Source organism: Brucella sp. IR068 (genome assembly GCF_049065885.1).
In the GTDB taxonomy this organism is placed as follows: domain Bacteria; phylum Pseudomonadota; class Alphaproteobacteria; order Rhizobiales; family Rhizobiaceae; genus Brucella; species Brucella intermedia.
The window spans coordinates 136939-156586 of record NZ_JBAKHE010000010.1 but is presented as its reverse complement, the minus strand read 5'-3'; the positions used below and the strand labels follow the sequence as shown (position 1 = coordinate 156586).

Here is a 19648-nt window from a genome sequence, read left to right as displayed (position 1 = left end):
TCAGTAGCCGAGGCCTTTCTTGGCTTCGTAGACGGTCTTCGGATCGTCAGCCTGTGTGTAAAGCTTCGATTCCGTCTGGATCCATTTCGGCGGAACGGTGCCCTTGTCCTTGAAGGCTTCAATCGCGTCGAAGGCCGGGCCTGCCATGTTCGGCGTCAGCTCGACGGTTGCGTTGGCTTCTCCAGCCGCCATGGCCTGAAAGATATCCGGCACGGAGTCGATCGACACGATCCTGATTTCCGTACCCGGCTTCAGGCCAGCTTCCTTGATGGCCTGGATGGCGCCGACGGCCATGTCGTCATTATGGGCGTAGACGGCGCAGATATTTTTGCCGCCGCCTTCGGCCTTGATGAAGCTTTCCATGACTTCCTTGCCCTTGGTGCGGGTGAAGTCACCGGTCTGCGAACGGGTGATCTTGATGTTGTCGTGTCCCTTGATCGCGTCCTCAAAGCCCTTCTTGCGGTTGATGGCAGGCGAGGAGCCGGTGGTGCCCTGAAGCTCAACCACGTTGCATGGCTTGTCGCCCACATCCTTCACCAGCCAGTCGCCGGCCACCTTGCCTTCATGCACCTGATCGGAGGTGACGGCGGTGAGGTAAAGATCTTCCGGGGAATCGATCTGGCGATCAAGCAGCACGACCGGAATTTCCGCTTCCTTGGCTTCCTTCAAGACCGCATCCCAGCCGGTGGAGACGACCGGCGCGATCAGGATCGCATCGACGCCTTGAGCAATGAAGCCGCGGACGGCCTTGATCTGGTTTTCCTGCTTCTGCTGGGCGTCGGCGAATTTCAGCGTATAGCCGCGCTTTTCGGCTTCCTGCTTGGTCAGGGCCGTTTCTGCGGCGCGCCAGCCCGATTCCGAACCGATCTGCGAAAAACCGACCGTCAGCGATGCGGCGGATGCGCTCGAAATCAGGGCAAGCGATAGTGCGGCCGTCAGAGCCGCCAGACTGCGTTTCATGATAGTTCCTCCCAATAATAAGGCCCTCCCGGCCTTCGTGTTTATGAAGCATATAATATTACTTTATGGCAAGCGCCTTTCGATAATTCCCAATAAAATGCTGGTGCGACAAACGGGCAATATCTAAATTTATGAATATGAAACAAAGGCTTGTATCATTGCGCGGGGAGCAGCTTTTCTGAACGATGCATGTGGGGGCGTCTGCTTGCTTGACAAAGCAGGCTGCAGCAAAATAGTCATATTAATAACGCGAACCGTGGATTGACGCCGTCTGGTGTTTTCAAGCGGTCCGGGTGAATTCCGCAAAGGGTAATGCGGAAAACGGGAGGTTTAATGTTACGTCTGGTCCAGTTCCGCGACGAAAGCGGAGAAATGCGTGTGGCTGCCTGCAATGACGAGGGAGCGGCGCATGTCGTCAGGGGCGTGGCAACGACCTATGAACTGGCCTCGGCGGCAATTGCCGCAGGCATCAGCCTTGAAGAACAGGTGGCGAAGAGCGGCAAGGGCGAAGCTGTCGATATCGATGCCGCCCTGGCAGCGGGCCGCGTCGGCCTGCCGATCACGCATGCCGATCCGGCGCATCTGATCGTGGCCGGTACGGGCTTGACGCATCTGGGTTCCGCCGATGGCCGCGACAAGATGCACAAGGCTGCGCAGGCTGCCGAGAAGCCGACCGATTCCATGCGCATGTTCCTGATGGGCGTCGAAGGCGGCAAGCCGAAGCCGGGTGAGACCGGCGTTCAGCCGGAATGGTTCTACAAGGGCGACGGCTCCGCGCTGGTTGCTACCGGCGGCGAACTGGTTTCGCCTTCCTTTGCCGAAGACGGCGGCGAAGAGCCGGAGCTTGCAGGCATCTATCTGATCGGCCCGGATGGTACGCCGTTCCGGCTTGGCTTCTGCCTTGCCAACGAGTTTTCCGACCATGTGACCGAAAAGCAGAACTATCTCTGGCTCGCCCATTCCAAGCTGCGGCAGGCAGCGCTTGGGCCGGAGCTCTATGTTGGCGCGCTGCCGGATCATGTGGAAGGCGTTTCGCGCATTCGTCGCGGCGATGAGATCATTTTTGAAAAGCCGTTCCTGTCGGGCGAAGCGAACATGTCGCACACCATCGCCAATCTGGAACATCACCATTTCAAATATGAGCTGTTCCGCCGTCCGGGCGACATTCATGTCCACTTCTTCGGCACGGCGACCCTGTCCTTCTCGGAAGGTGTGAAGACGGAAACTGGCGACCGGTTCGAGATTTCCGCCAAGCCATTCCGCTATCCGCTGGTCAACAGGCTGGCGCAGGCGGCCGCCGAAGACGTTGTTGTGAAGGCGCTCTGAAATGGCGGCTGAATCGAACATCGCTGTCGCAATCGTCGGTCTCGGCAAGATCGCGCGCGACCAGCATCTGCCGTCCATCGAGGCCGTCGAGGGCATCGAGCTGAAAGCCATCGCCAGCCGCAATGCCGGGCTGGACGGCCTGCCGTCCTTTCACGATATCGATGCGCTGCTTGGCAGCGATGTCGCCATTGACGCGGTGTCGCTCTGCACGCCGCCGCAAGGGCGTTTTCAACAGGCTTACGCCGCCTTGAAGGCGCGCAAGCATGTGATGCTGGAAAAACCTCCGGGCGCGACCATTTCGGAAGTGCAGGCGCTGGAACGGCTCGCGCAAGCGGCAGGCGTGACGCTTTATGCCACATGGCATTCGCGGGAAGCGGCGGCGGTCGAACCGGCGCGGGAATTCCTGAAAGATGCGGAAATCCGTTCGGTCTCGGTCATATGGAAGGAAGACGTGCGCCACTGGCACCCCGGCCAGCAATGGATATGGGAGCCGGGCGGGCTCGGCGTGTTCGATCCGGGCATCAATGCGCTTTCCATCGTGACGCATATCCTGCCGGAGCGCTTTTTCCTGACGCAGTCCGATCTGTATTTTCCTGAAAACCGTGCGGCGCCGATTGCCGCCGATCTCAAATTCCAGACAGAAAGCGGCATACCGGTTTCGTTCGAGCTGGACTGGCGCCAGACCGGCCCCCAGACCTGGGACATTCGCGTCGAGACCGACAAGGGCACGGTTCTGCTCAGCCATGGCGGCAGCCGCCTGGCCATTGCCGGAACCGAGAAGATGGCCGAGCCGGACCGCGAATATCAACGACTTTACAAGCGTTTCGTGCAATTGATCCGTGCGGGGCGTTCGGATGTCGATCTCGCTCCGCTGACCCATGTGGCCGATGCGTTTCTGCTCGGAAAGCGGCATGTCGTCGAAGCATTTGAAGATTAAAGCGCATCCCGAAAAGTGTAAAACGGTTTTCGGACAAGATGCGCGATGAACCAAACATTTGGAATGTCGATCTGATTTTAAGGATCGGCGTCGAAGGAATCGAGACCGCTGTCCGGTCTCTCACCCACGCAGGACAATGAAATGAACAAGCCCGTCTCTCCGAAACCGCCAAAGTTCCGCTCCCGCGCCTGGTTCGACAATCCCGATAATGTCGACATGACCGCGCTCTATCTGGAGCGCTACATGAATTACGGCCTGAGCCAGGAAGAGCTGCAGTCCGGTCGTCCGATCATCGGCATTGCGCAGACGGGTTCCGACCTCTCGCCTTGCAACCGTCATCATCTGGAACTGGCCAAGCGCGTGCGCGAAGGCGTGCGTGAGGCTGGCGGCATCGTCATCGAGTTTCCGGTCCATCCGATCCAGGAAACCGGCAAGCGCCCGACGGCGGGTCTCGACCGCAACCTTGCCTATCTCGGCCTCGTGGAAGTGCTTTATGGCTATCCGCTCGACGGCGTGGTGCTGACGATCGGCTGCGACAAGACCACGCCCGCCTGCCTTATGGCTGCGGCAACCGTCAACATTCCGGCCATCGCCCTTTCGGTCGGACCGATGCTCAATGGCTGGTTCCGTGGCGAACGCACCGGTTCGGGCACCATCGTCTGGAAGGCGCGCGAACTGCTCGCCAAGGGTGAAATCGACTATCAGGGCTTCGTGAAGCTCGTTGCTTCGTCTGCTCCATCGACCGGCTATTGCAACACGATGGGCACGGCGACGACAATGAACTCGCTTGCCGAAGCGCTCGGCATGCAGCTTCCCGGTTCCGCCGCCATCCCGGCGCCGTATCGCGACCGTCAGGAGGTGGCCTATCTCACCGGACGCCGCATCGTGGAAATGGTTCACGAAGACCTGAAGCCGTCGGATATTCTGACGAAGGATGCCTTCGTCAATGCGATCCGCGTCAATTCCGCTATCGGCGGCTCGACCAATGCGCCGATCCACCTGAACGCCCTTGCCCGTCATGTCGGCGTGGACCTGACGGTGGATGACTGGCAGAAATATGGTGAGGAAATTCCGCTTCTGGTCAATCTTCAGCCCGCCGGTGAATATCTCGGCGAGGACTATTACCATGCCGGCGGCGTACCGGCTGTCGTCAATCAGCTGATGGGGCAGGGCCTCATCAATGAGGACGCGCTGACCGTCAACGGCAAGACCATCGGCGAGAACTGCAGGAACGCGACCATCGAAGACAGCAATGTCATCAAGACCTATGATCAGCCGCTGAAGAAGCATGCCGGTTTCCGCGTGCTGCGCGGCAATCTGTTCTCGTCGGCGATCATGAAGCTGAGCGTGATTTCGGACGAGTTCCGCAATCGCTACCTGTCCGATGACAAGGACCCGAATGCCTTTGAGGGCAAGGCGGTCGTGTTTGACGGACCGGAGGATTATCATCACCGCATCGACGATCCGTCGCTGGAAATCGACGAGCATACGGTGCTGTTCATGCGCGGTGCCGGTCCGATCGGCTATCCGGGCGCGGCGGAAGTCGTCAACATGCGCGCGCCGGATTACCTCTTGAAGAAGGGCGTTACTTCGCTGCCTTGCATCGGCGACGGTCGCCAGTCGGGCACATCGGGTTCGCCTTCGATCCTCAACGCTTCGCCGGAAGCTGCGGCGGGCGGCGGTCTTGCCATTCTGAAGACCGGCGACCGCGTGCGCATCGATCTCGGTCGCGGCACGGCGGATATTCTCATCTCGGATGAGGAACTGGCCGAGCGCCGCAAGGCGCTGGAAGCTGCGGGCGGCTATAAATATCCGGAAAGCCAGACGCCGTGGCAGGAAATCCAGCGCGCCGTTGTCGGCCAGATGGAAACCGGCGCGGTTCTGGAAAATGCGGTCAAGTATCAGGATATCGCGCATACGCGCGGCCTGCCGCGAGACAATCACTAAGGCCGGTCCCGATGGCTCTCGATAAAAAGCCATTTGCAGCAGTAGCGGACTGGGGCACCACCCGGTTCCGCCTCTGGACGCTGGATGCCGATGGCAATGTGCTGGGCGAAAGCCGCGGCGATGACGGTCTGCTGCAGGCAAAGGAAGCCGGTTTCGAGCCAACGCTCGAACGGCACCTTGCTTCTGTCGGCGCAGCGGACGATCTGCCGGTGGTGATATGCGGCATGGCCGGTTCGCGGACCGGCTGGATCGAAGCGCCCTATATGAGCCTGCCCGCCGGGCTGGAGGGCATCGTGAAGGCGGCGGTGCGCGTGCCTGCGCGTCGCCACGTTATCATGCTGCCGGGTGTCGCGCGTCGGGATGAACTGGCCCCGGACGTGATGCGTGGCGAGGAAACCAAGCTTCTGGGCCTTGTGCATCGCGGAACGCGGGATGCGGTGGTGGTCATGCCCGGCACCCATGCCAAATGGGTGCGGATTGCCGATGGCGGACTTGCCGATTACCGCACCTTCATGACCGGCGAAATGTTCGCTCTCCTGAAGGACAGATCGGTGCTGGCCGGTGCGCTGGAAGGTGCGGGTGCGGTCGATCCGAATGGCGAGGCTTTCGCTGCGGGTGTGAAAGCCTCGCTGGAAAGCCCGGCGCTGATTTCCAACGCGCTTTTTTCCGTTCGTGCAGGCTGGCTCGTGCATGATCGCAAGCCGACGGACCAATTGGCCCGTTTGTCGGGCCTGCTGATCGGGCTGGAAGTCGCTGGCGGGCGCACGCTCCATGGCGGACCTGAAGAAGTGCTGCTCCTTTCGGACGACACGATGGGGGCGCTTTATGCCAGCGCGCTTGAAATCGCGGGGCTGAAGGTCCGGCGCGTGGCGGCGGACGAGCTGGTGCGGGATGGCCTTTTCATGGCGGCAAGACACGCCTTCGGAGGAATTGCGCAATGAGCGGGCGCATCGCATGGCCGAAATTGCGCTATCCGCTGGTCGCTATCCTGCGCGGCATCCGCTGGCAGGAAACCGAGGCGATTGTCGGCGCGCTGATCGAGACGGGTTTCGAGGCTATCGAAATCCCGCTCAATTCGCCGGAGCCGTTTGTGTCGATCGAAAAGGCCGCGAAGCTCGCGCCTGCCAATGTGCTGATTGGCGCGGGAACGGTGCTGACCGTTGAAGATGTGGACCGCCTCAATGATGTCGGCGGCAGGCTGCTGGTGAGCCCGAATGTCGAGCCGGAGGTCATCCGCCGTGCCGGACAGCATGGCATGGTGACAATGCCGGGCGTGTTCACGCCGACGGAGGCTTTCACGGCCATCCGCGCAGGCGCGTCGGCGCTGAAATTCTTTCCGGCCAGCGTGCTGGGTGCTGACGGCATCAAGGCGGTATGCGCCGTCTTGCCGAAAGATGTTCCGGTCGGCGCCGTGGGTGGCGTTTCCGAGGCTGATTTTGCGACCTATCGGACAGCGGGAGTAAGCTGCTTCGGTTTGGGTTCCAGTCTCTACAAGGCCGGCTTTACGGCGGCCGAAGTTCGTGAACGTGCGGAGCGCGCGGTTGCGGCATGGGACAAGATCGCGGGCTGAGGAGCTTCGCGACGGGAAGAATTCCGCGTGGCCGGAAGGTGGGGGCGGAAATTTTGGGAGAACGACAGGCAGAAAAACCTGTCCCAATTTGGGAGTGAGACAATGGCAGGCATGAAATCTCTAACACTGGCAGTCGCGATGGCCGCGCTTGCCTTTAGCGGTCTGGCGCATGCGGAAGACAAGGGTCTTGTCGCCGTCGCCATGCCGACGAAGTCTTCGGCGCGCTGGATCGCCGATGGCGACAACATGGTCAAGGTGCTGAAGGAACGCGGCTACCAGACCGATCTTCAATACGCCGAAGACGACGTGCCCAACCAGCTTGCGCAGATCGAAAACATGGTGACCAAGGGCGCCAAGGTTCTCGTTGTGGCATCGATCGACGGCACGACGCTTTCCGACGTGCTGGCCAAGGCACATGACGCAGGCATCAAGGTCATCGCCTATGATCGCCTGATCCGCGATACGCCGAATGTCGATTACTATGCGACCTTCGACAATTTCCAGGTCGGCGTGCTGCAGGCGCAGTCCATCGAGAAGGCTCTGGACCTGAAGAACAAGCCGGGCCCGTTCAATATCGAGCTTTTCGGCGGCTCGCCTGACGATAACAACGCCTACTTCTTCTACAACGGCGCGATGTCGGTGCTTCAGCCTTATATCGATAGCGGCAAGGTCGTTATCGGCAGCGGCCAGACCGGCATGGACAAGGTGGCGACCCTGCGCTGGGACGGTGCAACCGCTCAGGCCCGCATGGATTCGATCCTTTCCGCCTATTATGCCGACAAGAAGCTCGATGCGGTCCTGTCGCCTTATGACGGCATTTCCATCGGTATCCTGTCGTCGCTCAAGGGTGTAGGCTATGGCAGTGGCGACATGCCGATGCCGGTCGTCTCCGGTCAGGACGCGGAAGTGCCTTCGGTGAAGTCGATCCTCGCCGGTGAGCAGAACTCGACCATCTTCAAGGATACCCGTGAACTCGCCAAGGTCACGGTCGACATGGTCGATGCGCTGATGAGCGGCAAGGAGCCGGAAGTCAACGACACCAAGACCTATGACAATGGCGTCAAGGTCGTGCCGTCCTACCTGCTCAAGCCGGTGATCGTCGACAAGTCGAACTGGAAGCAGGTTCTGGTCGATAGCGGTTACTACAAGGAAGACCAGATTCAGTAATTTATTGTTCCGGGCGTATCGGAGGATGTGCCCGGAACTATTCTGCAAGCCATTGCCCCAAACTCCCCAGCCTTTCGGCTGGGGTAGGCTTGGCGATTGACAGCGTTGTCTTTCCAGCGAGGGCAATGGTTGCAGAATTTGTAATGGGAGCGAGCGATGAATGTAGCCAATCCTGTCCTGCGCGAGCAGCCTGACGGCGAGCCGGATATCTCCGGCAAGCCGCTTCTGGAAATGCGCGGCATCAGCAAGTCTTTCGGGGTTGTCAAAGCGCTGAGCGATGTCAGTTTTACCGTGATGCCGGGCGAGATCCACGCCTTTGTGGGTGAGAACGGGGCGGGTAAGTCGACCTTGATGAAGGTGCTGTCGGGGGTCTATCCGCATGGCAGCTATGAGGGGTCGATTTTCTTCGACGGCGAGGAACGGCAGTTTCGCGACATCAACGATTCCGAAGCGCTTGGCATCGTCATCATCCATCAGGAACTGGCGCTCATACCGCTGATGACGATTGCCGAGAACATTTTCCTCGTCAATCCGCCCGCGAGCTATGGTGTCATCGACCGCAGCACGGTGCACAAGCGCACCCGCGAGCTTTTGCAGAAGGTGGGCCTGTCGGAACAGCCCGATACGCTCGTCACCGATATCGGCGTGGGCAAGCAGCAGCTTGTCGAAATCGCCAAGGCATTGTCGAAACGCGTGCGGCTCCTGATCCTCGACGAACCGACCGCGAGCCTCAACGAGACCGACAGCGCGGCGTTGCTGGCGCTTCTGCGGGAGTTTCGCGCGCAGGGCATCACGTCGATCCTCATTTCGCACAAGCTCAATGAAATCCGCGAGGTCGCCGACAAGATCACCGTGCTGCGCGACGGCAAGGCGGTGGCCACGCTGGATTGTCATGCAGGCGAAGTGGAGGAGGACGACATCATCCGCAAGATGGTGGATCGCGACCTGGAAAGCCGCTACCCGAAGCGTGATCCCAAGATCGGCGAAGTCATCTTCGAAGTCGATAACTGGTCGGTCTATCATCCGCTGCACCCCGAGCGGCATTCGGTCAAGAACGTATCGTTCAAGGTGCGTGCGGGCGAAATCGTCGGCATTGCCGGATTGATGGGCGCGGGCCGCACGGAATTCGCCATGAGCCTTTTCGGGCGTTCATGGGGAACGAATATCAGCGGCGACGCACGCATCAACGGCAGGCAGGCGGACATTTCCACCGTGGCGCGGGCGATCAAGGCAGGGCTTGCCTATGTGACCGAGGACCGCAAGAAGCTCGGCCTGGTCTTAGGCGAAAACATCTCGCGCAACATCTCGCTCGCGCACTTGCGCGGCGTCAGTCCGAAAGGCGTCATCGACGACATTCGCGAAATGAAGATCGCGAATTCCTATCGCGAGCAGATGAGCATTCGCTGCCACAACGTCTATCAGGAAACCGGCACGCTTTCGGGCGGCAACCAGCAGAAGGTCGTGCTGTCGAAGTGGCTCTTCACCGGCCCCGACGTGCTCATCCTCGACGAGCCGACGCGCGGCATCGATGTCGGCGCGAAATACGACATCTACACAATCATCAATTCACTGGCAGACAGCGGCAAGGGCGTGGTCGTGATTTCTTCGGAAATGCCGGAACTGATCGGCATCTGCGACCGCATCGTCGTCATGCATGAAGGTGCCTTTGTCGGCGAAGTCGCCGGCGAGGAAGCAACGCAGGAAAACATCATGCGCGCCATCATGCGGAACAAGGGAAAACGGCAATGAGCGAGAATATCATCGGAAGCAGTGGATCGAAAGTTCCTGCAAGCAGCGTGGGGCGTTACCTCAAGAACAATCTGCGCGAATCCGGCATGCTGCTCTCGCTGGTCGCGATCATGATATTTTTCCAGATCGTGACGGGCGGCGTGCTGATGAAGCCGCTGAACCTCACCAATCTGGTGCTTCAGAACAGCTATATCGTCATCATGGCATTGGGGATGCTTCTCATCATCGTCACCGGCCATATCGATCTTTCGGTCGGCTCGGTCTGCGGTTTTATCGGCGCGCTTGCCGCCGTGATGATGGTGAGGCTCGGCGTGCCCTTTCCCATCGCGGCAATTCTCTGCCTGCTGGTGGGCGGTCTCATCGGCGCGATACAGGGGTTCTGGGTCGCCTATTTCAATATACCGTCCTTTATCGTCACGCTGGCGGGCATGCTGGTCTTCAAGGGCCTGATGCTGGCCGTGCTGGGCGGGCAGTCGGTGGGTCCGTTTCCGGTCGTGTTCCAGAAACTGTCGTCCGGCTTCATTCCGGAAATTATCGGTACGACCGGCGGTGTCTATCTGACGTCGCTCATCATCGGCGTGCTGCTTGCCGGTTTCATGATCTGGCAGAACGTGAAATCACGCCAGCGCCATATTGCCCATGAAGTGGAAACGGAGCCGTTCGGCCTGTTCGTCATCAAGAACATTCTGTTCTTTGCAGCGATTGCCTATCTGTCGCTCTTGATTTCCATGCATCGCGGCTTGCCGAACGTGCTCATCATCATGGCGGTTCTGATTGCGGCCTATGCGTTTCTCACCAACCGGACGGTGCTCGGACGGCAAATCTATGCAGTGGGCGGAAACCGCCATGCGGCAAAGCTTTCCGGCGTGAAGACCGAGCGGCTGACCTTCCTCGCTTTCGTCAATATGGGCGTGCTGGCAGCACTTGCCGGTCTCGTCTTCGCAGCGCGCCTCAACACGGCGACGCCCAAGGCCGGTATCGGCTTCGAGCTGGACGTGATCGCGGCCTGCTTCATCGGCGGCGCATCGGCCTATGGCGGTGTGGGTCGTGTGACGGGTGCGGTGATCGGCGCGCTCATCATGGGCGTCATGAACAACGGCATGTCGATCCTCGGCATCGGCATCGACTATCAGCAGGTCATCAAGGGGATCGTGCTGCTGGGGGCTGTCTGTATCGACGTCTATAACCAGAAGCGCTGATATTTCGGCTCTGGCGGCCTACAAATGGCGTTGTTTTGCGCTTCCGGTGCTCACGTACCTTCTTTAGGCACATAATCTTATCCGAAAAGTCTGCAACTTTTCGGGATTATGTTCAGAAGTACGCTGCGCTTCGGTTCTCAAACTCCACCATTTTCGGCTCACCATAACCAAAATACGCCTGGTGCTTGCCGTCGGGGCGGGCGAAGCTCCAGACCGCGCCGGAAGCAATTCCGGCGCGGTTTTGTGTTGGGGGAAATCATTTAAGCTTTGTCTGGCGCGACGCTTATCCCTCATCCTGAGGTGCGGAGCGAAGCGAAGCCTCGAAGGACGAGGGCAGGCGTTGTGCGTTTTCCCTCGCCCTTCGATCCTTCGACAAGCTCAGGATGAGGAGCGAAGAAAAATGGGTGCGTCGTGCCTCAGATCGCCGTGCGGCGGGCGTGATCGAGATAGATTTCGCGCAGGCGCTGGGCGACCGGACCGGGTTTGCCATCGCCGATGGACTTTTCATCGATGACGGTGATCGGCGTGACGAATGTGCCTGCGCTGGTGAGGAAAGCTTCCTTTGCCGCATAGGCCTCATCGATGGTGAAAAGGCGCTCCTCCAGCTTCATGCCGGTCTCGGCGATCAGTTGCAGCAGCGACAGGCGCGTGCAGCCGGGCAGGATGGAATTGCTGTTGGGGCGCGTGACGACGACATCATCCTGCGTGACGATATAAGCAGTGGACGACGCACCTTCGGTCACATAGCCGTCCTCGATCATCCACGCTTCATCGCAGCCGGCATTCTTGGCGATTTCCTTGGCGAGCGCCTGCGGCAGCAGGCAGACCGTCTTGATATCGCGGCGCTTCCAGCGCAGATCTTCCAGCGACAGCACGCGCGCGCCGGTTTTCAGCGCAGGCTTGTCGAGCAGGTTCGCTTCCTGCGTGAACAGGACAACCGATGGCTTCATGCCCTTTGCAGGCACGAAATCGCGGTCGCGCCCGTCGCCGCGTGTCACCTGCAGATAGACTAGGCCTTCGGTCAGATTGTTGCGGCGGATCAGCTCGCGCTCGACGGCCACGATCTCGTTTTCATCCATCGGCATCGGAATGCCGATCTCGCCGGTCGAGCGGCGCAGGCGCCGCATATGCGGTTCGCTGTCGATGAGCTTGCCCTCCAGCACGGCGGTCACTTCATAGATGCCGTCACCGAACAGAAAGCCGCGGTCAAAGATGGAAATGCGTGCATCGCGGGCGGGGACATATTCACCGTTGACGTAGACAATACGGTTTTCGAGGTCTTCTGCTGAAACGGCCATGTGGGATGAATCCTGAAGTGAAAGGGCCGCGACACAAGTCGCGGCCCTTTCATATGCCACTGAATGTTTTAAGGGAATATTTTTCGTGCGGGCTGTCTGCCTGCTGCGGACGGCTCTGGTCAGATTGCAACAATCGAGATCAGAAATGCGGTTCCCTTACCCCTGATCGTCAGGGGCTCGGCGTTGCCGCCTGCGAAAACCGCGCAGTCCAGTTTCTCCAGGCGAACTGCCCCGGAACCTGAATTCAAATCGAGCTGGCCTTCGGAACAGAAAAGAAGCGCCGGGTTGCCATCGGCCACGGTCAATGTGGTGCCATCGACAGGCAGGCGCCTGACCTTATGGGCGAGGCGACCGCGCCGTGTCATGACGTTGAGATCGGTAATGGCCGATCCGAGCAGCCGCGCGCTGGAATGCGCATCGGCGGCAAAAGCCAGCGGTGCGCTTTCGCGGGTGAGCTTCGTTTCCTCCCCCTCGACATCGAGCAGGATGCCGTCTCCCTCCAGCACCGACAATGTACGGTCGATACCGGGAAAGACGGAAAACGGGCCATCGCTGGCCACCGTGGCCATGGAAACGCGCCAGTCGAAATCATCGACTGACACGCCTTGCGGATGAATGGCGATTTCGACCGTGACGCCGCCGCCGTTTTTCCACGGCATGCGGCGATGGTTTTCGGCCTTGAGGATCGTGAGCGCCATTCGACCTCAGTTTCCGAGTATGCCGGGCAGGCGCAGGCCCTGCTGCTTCGCCCAGTCGAGCGCTATGTCATAGCCCGCATCGGCATGGCGCATGACCCCGGTTGCAGGGTCGTTCCACAACACGCGACCGATGCGCTCATCGGCATCTTCGGTGCCATCGCAGCAGATGACCATGCCCGAATGCTGGCTGAAGCCCATGCCGACGCCGCCGCCGTGATGGAGCGACACCCATGTCGCGCCCGAGGCCGTGTTGAGAAGCGCGTTCAGAAGCGGCCAGTCGGAGACGGCGTCCGAGCCGTCCTTCATCGCTTCGGTCTCGCGGTTCGGTGAAGCAACCGAGCCGCTGTCGAGATGGTCGCGACCGATCACGACCGGCGCTTTCAGCTCGCCGTTCCTGACCATTTCGTTGAAGGCGAGGCCAAGGCGGTGACGGTCGCCGAGGCCGACCCAGCAGATGCGTGCAGGCAGGCCCTGGAAGGCGATGCGCTCCTTCGCCATGTCGAGCCAGTTGTGCAGGTGCTTGTTGTCCGGCAACAGTTCCTTCACCTTGGCGTCGGTCTTGGCAATATCCTCAGGGTCACCGGAAAGGGCAGCCCAGCGGAAAGGCCCGATGCCGCGGCAGAAGAGCGGGCGGATATAGGCCGGCACGAAGCCCGGGAAATCGAAAGCGTTCTCCAGTCCTTCTTCCAGCGCCATCTGGCGGATATTGTTGCCGTAATCGACCGTTGGAATGCCTGCGTTCCAGAAGTCGAGCATGGCTTGAACTTGCACCTTCATCGAGGCGCGGGCAGCCTTGGCAACGGCCTTCGGATCGCTTTCCTGCTTGGCGCGCCATTCGGCGACGGACCAGCCGATCGGCAGATAGCCGTGCACCGGATCGTGAGCGGAAGTCTGGTCGGTGACGATATCCGGCTTCACGCCGCGCTTGACGAGTTCCGGGAAGATTTCGGCCGCATTGCCGATGAGCGCAATGGACTTTGCCTCGCCTGCCTTGGTCGATGCTTCAATCTTCGCCAGGGCCTCATCGAGGCTGTGGGTCTTTTCATCGACATAACGGGTGCGCAGACGAAAATCGGCGCGGGTTTCGTCGCATTCGACCGCAAGGCAGCAGGCGCCGGCCATAACCGCTGCAAGGGGCTGCGCGCCGCCCATGCCGCCCAAACCGCCAGTCAAAATCCATTTGCCCTTGAGGTTGCCGTCATAATGCTGGCGACCGGCTTCCACAAAGGTCTCATAGGTACCCTGAACGATGCCCTGTGCGCCGATATAGATCCACGAACCGGCGGTCATCTGGCCATACATGGCAAGACCCTTCTTATCCAGTTCGTTGAAGTGGTCCCAGGTTGCCCAATGCGGCACGAGGTTGGAATTGGCGATCAGGACGCGTGGCGCATCCTTGTGGGTGCGGAACACGCCGACGGGCTTGCCCGACTGCACCAGCAGGGTTTCGTCTTCGTTGAGCGTCTTGAGGGTCGCGATGATCCTGTCGAAATCATCCCATGTGCGGGCTGCGCGACCGATGCCGCCATAGACGACCAGCTCATGCGGGCGCTCGGCCACGTCAGGGTCGAGGTTGTTCATCAACATGCGAAGCGGCGCTTCGGTCAGCCAGCTTTTTGCATTGAGTTCGCTGCCGCGTGGAGCACGCACTTCGCGCTCGTTATGGCGTGGATTGGACATGATGTTCTCCTCAGGAAATTAATTTGGGAGCCAGCTGTTCCAGCTGCTGCAAAAGAGATTTGAGATGTACGCGAAGCTTGTCCGCCTTGGCCTCGTCATAGGCGAAGGGAACCGCTTCGGTGGCCAGATGCGTGGACTGGGCAAGCTCCATCTGGATGGCGTGCACGCCGGTTTCGGGCTTGCCGTAATGGCGGGTCGTCCACCCGCCCTTGAAGCGGCCATTGAGGACCGACGTGTAGCCCTCGGCCTGTCCCGTTATCTCGACAGCGGCGGCTTCGATGGCGGGCGCGCAGGTCTTGCCCATATCCGTCCCGATGTTGAAATCCGGCAGCTTGCCTTCGAACAGGAACGGGATATGGGACCGGATCGAATGGCAGTCATATAGGATAGCGACGCCGTGGATCGCCTTCACACGGCTGATCTCGGCGGCAAGCGCGTCGTGATAGGGCTTGTGGAAACGGGCGATGCGATCCGCAATATCGGTTTCGGTCGGCGCCTCGCCGTCCTTCCAGATCGAAAGCCCGTCAAAGTCGGTTTCCGGGATCAGCGTCGTGGTGTTCTGGCCGGGATAGAGGCTGACGCCTTCCGGGTCGCGATTGGCGTCGATGCAATAGCGGTGGAAGGTGGCGCGAACCATGGTCGCGCCTTCAAGGACACCGTCATAAAGCCGGTGGATGTGCCAGTCGGTATCGGCGAGAATCCTGCCATTTTCATTGAGGCGCGCCCAGATGTCGCCGGGAACATCCGTGCCCGTATGAGGAAGGCCCAGAATGACGGGCGACGTGCCTTGCCGGACTTCAAAGGCGCTCATGATCAGGCCTCCAGCGAGGGCAGGATGCCGCCCGAAACCGCCCCGGCAAGCACGCCATCGGCCACCAGATCGGCAGCGTTCCTGAGGTCGTCGGCCATATAGCGGTCGTCTTCCAGCGTCGGCACGCGGTCACGCAACGCGGCGATCACCCTGGCAAGCTCAGGGCTGGTGGTCAGCGGTTCGCGCAGTTCGACGCCGAGCGCGCCGGTCAGCGCCTCGATGCCGATGATTGCATTGAGGTTGGCGGTCATCTGGAGAAGACGGCGCGCGCCATGGCAGGCCATGGACACATGGTCTTCCTGATTGGCAGAGGTGGGGGTGGAATCGACCGAGGCCGGGTGCGCCATCTGCTTGTTCTCGCTCATCAGCGCGGCGGAAGTGACTTCGGCGATCATCAGGCCGGAGTTGAGCCCCGGCTTGCGGGCGAGGAAAGCCGGAAGGCCGAAGGACAAGGCCGGGTCGACCAGCAGAGCGATGCGGCGCTGCGAAATCGCGCCGATTTCGCAGATTGCGAGCGCGATCTGATCGGCGGCGAAGGCAACGGGTTCGGCGTGGAAATTCCCGCCCGATACCGCGCGGCCGTCCGAGAGAACCAGCGGATTGTCGGTGACGGCATTGGCTTCGATTTCAAGCGTGCGTGCGGCCTGCCGCAGAATGTCGAGGCATGCGCCGTCGACCTGTGGCTGGCAGCGAATGCAATAGGGGTCCTGCACGCGCTGGTCGCCCTCAAGGTGGCTCTGGCGGATGACGGAACCTTCGAGCAGGGCACGCAGGGCCCGCCCGGCATCGATCTGACCCTTGTGGCCGCGCAGCGTGTGGATTTCCTCGTGGAAAGGCGCGTCCGATCCCATGGCGGCATCAGTCGAAAGGGCGCCGGTGATGAGCGCCGTCTGCGCCGCACGATGGGCGCGGAACAGACCTGCGAGTGCGAGCGCAGTCGAAGTCTGGGTGCCGTTGATCAGTGCCAGCCCTTCCTTGGCGGCAAGCACGACCGGTTTCAGGCCGGCCTTTTCCAGCGCCTTTGCGCCGGAGAGGCGCTCGCCCTTATAAAAGGCTTCGCCTTCGCCGATCATGGCCGCAGTCATGTGCGCAAGCGGCGCCAGATCACCGGAAGCGCCGACGGAGCCTTTTTCGGGGATCATCGGGATCACGCCTTTTTCCAGCATGTCTTCGATGAGGGTGATGACTTCAAGCCGTACGCCGGATGCGCCGCGACCGAGCGAAATCAGCTTCAGCGCCATGATGAGACGCACGATGTTTTCCGAAAGCGGCTCGCCGACGCCGCAGCAATGCGAGAGGATCAGATTGCGCTGCAAGGTGGCGACATCGCCTGCCGCGATGCGGATCGAGGCGAGTTTTCCGAAGCCCGTATTGATGCCGTAAACCGGCTCGTCGCCTGCCGCGATTTCCGCAATGCGCGCTGCCGCTTTTTCAACACCGGCATGAAAGGCTGGATCAATGCGGACGGGGAGGCCATCGCGATAGATTGTTTCAAGCGTTTCCAGCGATACGCTGCCGGGCTTGAGGATGATGGTCATGGAAGGCTCCATTGCAAATGAGTTAAAGCTGGCCTTTGAACACCCGCTTCCAGAGCGGATTGAAGCCGATGCGGTAGACAAGTTCAGCCGGACGGTCGACGTCCCATATGGCGAGATCGGCGTCCTTGCCGGTCTCCAGCGTTCCGGTACGCTCGTGTATGCCGAGCGCGCGTGCGGCCTCGCGGGTGACGCCTGCGATGCATTCGTCCACCGTCATGCGGAAGAGCGTTGCGCCCATGTTCATGGTCAGGAGCAGCGAAGTCAGCGGCGAAGTGCCCGGATTGTTGTCGGTGGCAAGCGCCATCCTGGTGCCTGCGGCGCGGAAGGCATCGACCGGCGGCTTTTGCGTTTCCCGGATGAAGTAATAGGCGCCGGGCAGCAGCACGGCCACGGTTCCGGCCTTGGCCATCGCGGCAGCGCCTTCCGCGTCCGTATATTCCAGATGGTCGGCCGAAAGCGCGCCATAGGACGCGGCAAGTGCCGCGCCATGCAGGTTGGAAAGCTGGTCTGCATGAAGCTTGACGGCAAGACCATGGGCCTTGGCCGCATCGAACACGCGGGTGATTTCATCGGGCAGAAAGGCGATCCCCTCGCAGAAGCCATCGACGGCATCGGCCAGCCCCTCGGCGGCAATGGCGGGCAGCATGTCATTGATGATGCGATCGATATAGGCGGCCTTGTCGCCGTTCATTTCGGGCGGCAGGGCGTGCGCGCCGAGGAAGGTCGTGCGGATCGCCACGTCGCGCTCTTCGCCAAGACGGCGAGCCGCTTTCAGGGACTTGATCTCGCTGTCGCGGTCGAGACCGTAACCGGATTTGACTTCGACGGTGGTGACGCCTTCGGCAATCAGCGCATCGAGGCGGGGCAGGGTTTCGCGCACCAGATCGTCTTCGCTGGCGGCACGCAGGTTCTTGACCGAGGAAACAATGCCGCCGCCAGCGCGCGCGACTTCCTCATAGGATGCACCGTTGAGACGCAGTTCGAACTCGTGCGCGCGATTGCCTGCATGGACAAGATGCGTGTGGCAGTCGATCAATCCCGGCGTGATGAGCCGGTTGCCACAATCTATCCTGTCGAAGGAATCATATTCACCCGGCAGCGCGCTTTCGGGGCCGACATAGACGATCCTGCCATCCCTGACGGCAATCGCCGCCCGTTCGATCAAACCGAGATTTGCGGCATTTTCCGCCAGCGTCGCAATGCGAGCGTTGGTGAAAACGGTGCTTGAATTCTTGAGCATGAGCGTTTTCTCGCTTCCCCTGTTTTGAGATAATGTATATACATATTACCGGAACAGCAAAGAAAAAAATGCGCCGGGGCATTTTCGATCCAAAAGCGGAAACTGCTTTGCGTAGAAATGCATGAGAACGAAGTCGAGGAGAGCTTATCCATGTCAGATGCCACGCTCAAAACACGTTTTGTCCATGCCGGTCAGGCGCTCTTCGAGAGCGGCTGGGCCGACGACGTGCGGATCGGCATTGCTGATGGAAAGATCGTGTCGCTCGAAGCGGGTTCGTCCGTGAAGCCGGGTGATGAGCCTCATGCTGTCGTCATCGCGGGCATGCCGAACCTGCACAGCCACGCTTTCCAATATGGCATGGCAGGGCTTGCGGAACGGCGCGGCCCGTCCGCCGATTCGTTCTGGAGCTGGCGCGAGATCATGTATAAATTCGCGCTCACCATGTCGCCGGAACAGGCGGAAACCGTGGCGCTGCGCCTCTACGTCGATATGCTGGAGGCTGGATTTACGCGCGTCGGCGAATTCCATTACCTGCACCATGATCGTGATGGCGCGCCTTACGCCAATCTTTCCGAAATGGCGGATCGCATTGTCTCCGCTGCCAAAAGGGCGGGCATGGGCCTGACGCTCCTGCCGGTCTTTTATGCGCATTCGAGCTTTGGCGGCGCGGCTCCCAATGAAGGCCAGCGCCGGTTCATCAACGATCCGGAGCGCTTTGCGCGACTGCTGGAAGGCTGCAAACAGGCACTGGCGGGTTTCGATGGCGCTGTTCTGGGTGTTGCGCCGCACAGTTTGCGCGCCGTCACGCCGGATGAACTCAAGGTCGTTACGCAGCTTCTGCCCGATGCGCCGGTGCATATCCATGTGGCCGAGCAGGTGAAGGAAGTGGAGGACTGCATCGCCTGGTCGGGCAAGCGCCCGGTCGAATGGTTGCTCGATAATCAGGACCTGTCGTCGCGCTGGTGCCTCATTCATGCCACCCACATGACCGACGATGAAACGAAGCATATGGCCGAGGCGGGTGCGATTGCCGGTCTCTGCCCGGTGACGGAAGCCAATCTCGGCGACGGCACTTTCAACGCGACGGTGTTTGCCGCTGCCGGTGGCAAGTTCGGCATAGGCTCGGATTCGAACGTGCTGATCGGCATTGGCGACGAGTTGCGACAACTCGAATATTCGCAGCGTCTGTTCCATCGCGCTCGCAATGTGCTGGCCGAAAACGAAGGATCGACCGGGCGTGCGCTGTTCGATGGCGCGGTTGCGGGCGGCAATATCGCCATGGGACGCGCCGGCGATGGCCTGAAAATTGGCGCTTCAGCCGATTTCGTTGCGCTTGATGCGGGGCGTCTGCCGCATGCAAAAGGCGACGCAGTGCTGGACGGCTGGATTTTCGGCGGTCGCGCCCATATCAACGATGTATGGGTGCGCGGCGTTAAACAGGTGGAAGGCGGGCGTCACCGCTTGCGCGATGAAGCCGAGCGTGCTTTCCAGAAAACCATAGGCGAATTACTCGCCTGACAGGAGACGG

General features: G+C 60.5%; 16 protein-coding genes. 9 read left to right on the top strand and 7 right to left on the bottom strand.

All coding sequences use genetic code 11. The features are described from left to right. A complete protein-coding gene (gene ytfQ / locus ACOWVS_RS17345) occupies positions 1-960 on the bottom strand; it encodes a galactofuranose ABC transporter, galactofuranose-binding protein YtfQ (RefSeq protein ID WP_075042076.1) in 960 nt (319 codons plus the stop codon). Between the two features lie 333 nt (positions 961-1293). On the opposite strand from ytfQ, the gene araD1 reads away from it, so the two are divergent. The 8 genes from araD1 (at position 1294) to mmsB (ending at position 10855) form a co-directional block, all read left to right on the top strand. Continuing rightward, positions 1294-2286 carry an AraD1 family protein gene (araD1, locus tag ACOWVS_RS17340; RefSeq protein ID WP_075042077.1) on the top strand — a complete coding sequence of 331 codons (993 nt, stop codon included), beginning with the start codon at positions 1294-1296 and terminating at the stop codon, positions 2284-2286. 1 nt (position 2287) lies between these two features. Continuing rightward, positions 2288-3223 (top strand): Gfo/Idh/MocA family protein, encoded by a 936-nt coding sequence (locus tag ACOWVS_RS17335; protein ID WP_075042078.1) that lies wholly within the window; start codon positions 2288-2290, stop codon positions 3221-3223. 141 nt (positions 3224-3364) lie between these two features. Further along, positions 3365-5170, top strand: coding sequence for an IlvD/Edd family dehydratase (locus ACOWVS_RS17330; RefSeq protein ID WP_063620652.1), 1806 nt, complete (start codon positions 3365-3367; stop codon positions 5168-5170). A gap of 11 nt (positions 5171-5181) precedes the next feature. Further along, positions 5182-6111, top strand: coding sequence for a 2-dehydro-3-deoxygalactonokinase (locus ACOWVS_RS17325; RefSeq protein WP_063620653.1), 930 nt, complete (start codon positions 5182-5184; stop codon positions 6109-6111). Beyond that, positions 6108-6740: a 2-dehydro-3-deoxy-6-phosphogalactonate aldolase gene (locus ACOWVS_RS17320; protein WP_021587055.1), complete on the top strand. Its 633-nt coding sequence runs from the start codon at positions 6108-6110 to the stop codon at positions 6738-6740. The genes ACOWVS_RS17325 and ACOWVS_RS17320 overlap by 4 nt, the downstream gene beginning before the upstream one ends. A 102-nt stretch (positions 6741-6842) precedes the next feature. Next, entirely contained in the window at positions 6843-7907 is a 1065-nt protein-coding gene (gene chvE, locus ACOWVS_RS17315) for a multiple monosaccharide ABC transporter substrate-binding protein (RefSeq protein WP_006472962.1), read from the top strand. Positions 7908-8063: 156 nt separating this feature from the next. Next, positions 8064-9656 carry a multiple monosaccharide ABC transporter ATP-binding protein gene (gene mmsA / locus ACOWVS_RS17310; protein WP_075042079.1) on the top strand — a complete coding sequence of 531 codons (1593 nt, stop codon included), beginning with the start codon at positions 8064-8066 and terminating at the stop codon, positions 9654-9656. Next, entirely contained in the window at positions 9653-10855 is a 1203-nt protein-coding gene (gene mmsB / locus ACOWVS_RS17305) for a multiple monosaccharide ABC transporter permease (RefSeq protein WP_006467502.1), read from the top strand. The genes mmsA and mmsB overlap by 4 nt, the downstream gene beginning before the upstream one ends. Positions 10856-11271: 416 nt before the next feature. On the opposite strand, the gene ACOWVS_RS17300 is transcribed toward mmsB, so the two are convergent. From ACOWVS_RS17300 to hutI, 6 genes are all read right to left on the bottom strand, one after another. Then, positions 11272-12153 carry a D-amino-acid transaminase gene (locus ACOWVS_RS17300; RefSeq protein WP_075042080.1) on the bottom strand — a complete coding sequence of 294 codons (882 nt, stop codon included), beginning with the start codon at positions 12151-12153 and terminating at the stop codon, positions 11272-11274. Between the two features lie 119 nt (positions 12154-12272). Beyond that, positions 12273-12851, bottom strand: coding sequence for a HutD family protein (locus tag ACOWVS_RS17295; protein ID WP_075042081.1), 579 nt, complete (start codon positions 12849-12851; stop codon positions 12273-12275). Positions 12852-12857: 6 nt separating this feature from the next. Then, on the bottom strand, positions 12858-14531 hold the full coding sequence (hutU, locus tag ACOWVS_RS17290; RefSeq protein WP_075042082.1) for a urocanate hydratase: 1674 nt from the start codon (positions 14529-14531) through the stop codon (positions 12858-12860). Positions 14532-14541: 10 nt separating this feature from the next. Further along, positions 14542-15342, bottom strand: a complete 801-nt coding sequence (gene hutG, locus ACOWVS_RS17285) for an N-formylglutamate deformylase (RefSeq protein ID WP_075042083.1) — start codon at positions 15340-15342, stop codon at positions 14542-14544. A 2-nt stretch (positions 15343-15344) separates the two neighbouring features. Next, the gene (hutH, locus tag ACOWVS_RS17280) at positions 15345-16880 is read right to left on the bottom strand and encodes a histidine ammonia-lyase (RefSeq protein WP_025090576.1); all 1536 of its coding nucleotides are present in this window, start codon (positions 16878-16880) and stop codon (positions 15345-15347) included. A 22-nt stretch (positions 16881-16902) separates the two neighbouring features. Next, on the bottom strand, positions 16903-18120 hold the full coding sequence (gene hutI, locus ACOWVS_RS17275; RefSeq protein ID WP_063620658.1) for an imidazolonepropionase: 1218 nt from the start codon (positions 18118-18120) through the stop codon (positions 16903-16905). A gap of 150 nt (positions 18121-18270) precedes the next feature. Between hutI and ACOWVS_RS17270 the strand changes: the two genes are divergently transcribed. Further along, complete coding sequence (locus tag ACOWVS_RS17270; RefSeq protein ID WP_075042084.1) at positions 18271-19638, top strand: formimidoylglutamate deiminase; 1368 nt, start codon at positions 18271-18273, stop codon at positions 19636-19638. Positions 19639-19648 lie beyond the last annotated feature (10 nt).